3 protein-coding genes are annotated in these 2,878 nt (G+C 41.7%); all 3 read left to right on the top strand.

Annotation, left to right across the window (positions count from 1 at the left end):
- Window positions 1–129 precede the first annotated feature (129 nt).
- The 3 genes from H595_RS0119385 to H595_RS0119375 all read left to right on the top strand — a co-directional run bounded on the left by H595_RS0119385 (window position 130) and on the right by H595_RS0119375 (window position 2,791).
- Window positions 130–1,281, top strand: a complete 1,152-nt coding sequence (locus H595_RS0119385; protein WP_027672626.1) for an LpxL/LpxP family acyltransferase — start codon at window positions 130–132, stop codon at window positions 1,279–1,281.
- Between the two features lie 73 nt (window positions 1,282–1,354).
- A complete protein-coding gene (locus tag H595_RS24730; RefSeq protein ID WP_276202275.1) occupies window positions 1,355–1,489 on the top strand; it encodes a hypothetical protein in 135 nt (44 codons plus the stop codon).
- Between the two features lie 60 nt (window positions 1,490–1,549).
- The gene (locus tag H595_RS0119375) at window positions 1,550–2,791 is read left to right on the top strand and encodes a zinc metalloprotease (protein WP_027672624.1); all 1,242 of its coding nucleotides are present in this window, start codon (window positions 1,550–1,552) and stop codon (window positions 2,789–2,791) included.
- Window positions 2,792–2,878 lie beyond the last annotated feature (87 nt).

Here is a 2,878-nt window from a genome sequence, read left to right as displayed (position 1 = left end):
ATAAACGAAGGTCAGATCATGCTGGCCGGATCACACCGAAATGCCTGGCCGGATGAAACCGGAACAGGTGGCCGGACAAACCGAAATACGCACCAAACAATTGTTGGCAATTAGCACGAAGGAAAAGTGATGGTTGAGTCAGAATTACAGCGTGAAATGCAAGACTACTATCGTATGAATTTCAAAGGGATTTTGGGTGATAAATTCACCGAGAACGAAGTATCAACTATTGCTGATCAAGCTTTTCACTGCAAATTCGCCCAACAGCTTCATTTTGACGACACTTTGGCCTGTTACATCGCAAAATTTCAACAAAAAGACTATGCAATGCGCCCTTACTTAAGCGGATGGGACTGTGACTATATTCACCGTTTAGTAAACCATCATGGCGGTTTACTCCTGGGTTTATTTCATTACGGTGCGCACCGGCATATTTTGCTTGACCTTGTCACCATGAACATTCCGAGTGTTGCTCCGATCGCAGGCAAAGCTTATGAAGATCTACAGCAGTTGGTCGCCGCTTCATCGCCGGATATTGCCAGCCAAGTCTCACTTATCGAAGTCGAAGACGATCAAGTAAGTCGATCGGTTTTTAAATCCTTAAAAAGTGGACGAGTCGGCGGTATTTATGTTGACGGAAATATGGGCCCAACATCATCTTCCTCGACACAAAGCACAGTAAACGTGAATTATTTTAACTACAGTATCGCGGTAAAAGCCGGAATAGCCCGCCTTTCTATGCTATTGAATTTTCCAATATTGCCGGTGATGAGCAGTGCATCTATTGATGCTCCACATGTGAACTTCGGCCGTTTAATTGAACCGAACATCGAAATTGCAAAAAATGGTAAACAGCAAGCACCTCAGCACATCATGCAGACATTGTATGCAGGGTTGGAAAATGCAGTTTTAAAAGCCCCATCTTCCTGGGAGTTTGCACATTGTTTACACCGCTGGATACAAGGGGTTGCGAAACATACCACCTTTGAAACATCGGGGCCTAAGCCTTTTGTCACAACGGATATTGGCACAGTTCAATTTTTAGCCGTCAACACCAAAACAGTATCGTCACTTTATCTCAAGGGAGAACTTTACTGGGTAAATACGAAGTTGGCCAAAGGCTTCAAAATACCCGCGTCGTTAAGTGATGTATTTAGTCAGTTTTATCATACCAAGAGAATGCCGGTTATTACCTTTAAAACGGCATTAATACAACAAGGGTTCATCCCCCAAAACATATTAGATCAACTTGTGCTGAATGAACTGGTGCACGTTGGATAACGCATTTGATTTTGCTTACACAAAGTCAAACAACGGCAATAAAGCCATAATAGTAATAAAAAAGGAAAATATCATGAACCATGAAACCACTATTTTTGAAGAGTTTGCGATTAATGAACTGGAAGATCGTGTCGAGTTCAGTACCTGTACCTGGACAGGTCCTGATGGCTGTGAAAAACCAACTATGCCAGAGTGCCACGCCTTCTAAAAACACTAAAGGGCTTACTTCGTAAGCCCTTTTATTTACCTCTCACTACCGACAGTTGCTATGATTCTAAAGATAAACCCACAGATCATTTTTACGCCGTTTCATGATGCAAATCAGCAGGAAAGCTGGTTATGCACCCTGCCCCTGACAGAAAAGCGTGATTATCGTGTAACCTTGCCGAATGAGGTCTATGCGTTTATTCAACTATTCGATGGTTCCAGGTCGTTGGAAGACATCAAGGCGCACCATGTGCCTTCAGACAAAGCAGCTAAATTTGCATCACTCATCGACGACTTTTTAGTGCCTAAAGGGATACTGTTTGCTGACAAATTAGACGGCGAAAAATTGCATAATGTACACAAAAAAACATCTTATATGCAGATACAAATCCCAGTAATTCCGCCACCAATTGTTAACGTTTTTGCGCGAACGCTGCATAAATTTTTTCATCCGATATTTGCTGCGGTGTTAGTCATTACAGCCATTATTGCCCAAATCGTATTTTTCACTGAATACTACGGAGGAATTTATACAATTTGGCAATTATCAGCAAAAGAGCAGGTAGCGATAATTGCTGTTGCCGGGATCGGATTTCTATTCCATGAACTAGGACATGCTGCGGCCGCTTATCGATTCGGATGCCGTAAAGTTGAAATAGGCGTGGGGTGGTACATCATCTTTTTGGTTTTTTATGCCGAACTATCAGAAGCATGGAGCCTGAAAAGATCCCAGCGTGTTGTGGTTGATTGTGCAGGAATGTATCTCCAAGCAGTATACACTGCTTTACTTGTATTTTTGTTGGCACTGACTGATTCGGCTGTTTTTTATTACGTCATTATTATTCTCAACGTGGCATTCGTTTGGAACCTAAACCCGTTTTTTAGAATGGACGGCTATTGGATAGTTAGTGATACGCTAGGCATTGCCAATCTGCGTGAAGCGACACGCAACGAATTTGGCCGGCTGATTGCAAAGGTAAAAAGACGTCAACTCCCCAACAGTAAACTTCAGCTCCCCAAGACGGAGAAAAATTTATTCATCAGTTATGTGGTGTCCAGTTCGCTATTTTTTACCTATATGATTTACTTAATTGGTGAGCGCTTAATACAGCTTATCATAATTGAATTACCTGCAAGGTATGACGAATTAGGCTGGTCACTTTATGATAAATCAACATGGTATGAGTTATTGGTTTGGAGTACAGGCAGTGTGTTTAATGTCGTCATGCTAGTATTTATGGGGTATTTTTTATATCGAATGTCAATGGTTATAATTGACGTAGTTCGTAAGCTGAAATCTTGATGCGCGCATCATTACACTTCAATAAAAAACCCGCTAAAAGCGTAATGCCGATCAGTTAAGAAATATTTTCCTGATCGGTTGACCGAT

The sequence above is a fragment of the Rheinheimera baltica DSM 14885 genome, from assembly GCF_000425345.1.
GTDB lineage: Bacteria > Pseudomonadota > Gammaproteobacteria > Enterobacterales > Alteromonadaceae > Alishewanella > Alishewanella baltica.
This window is presented reverse-complemented; position numbering and strand designations above follow the sequence as displayed.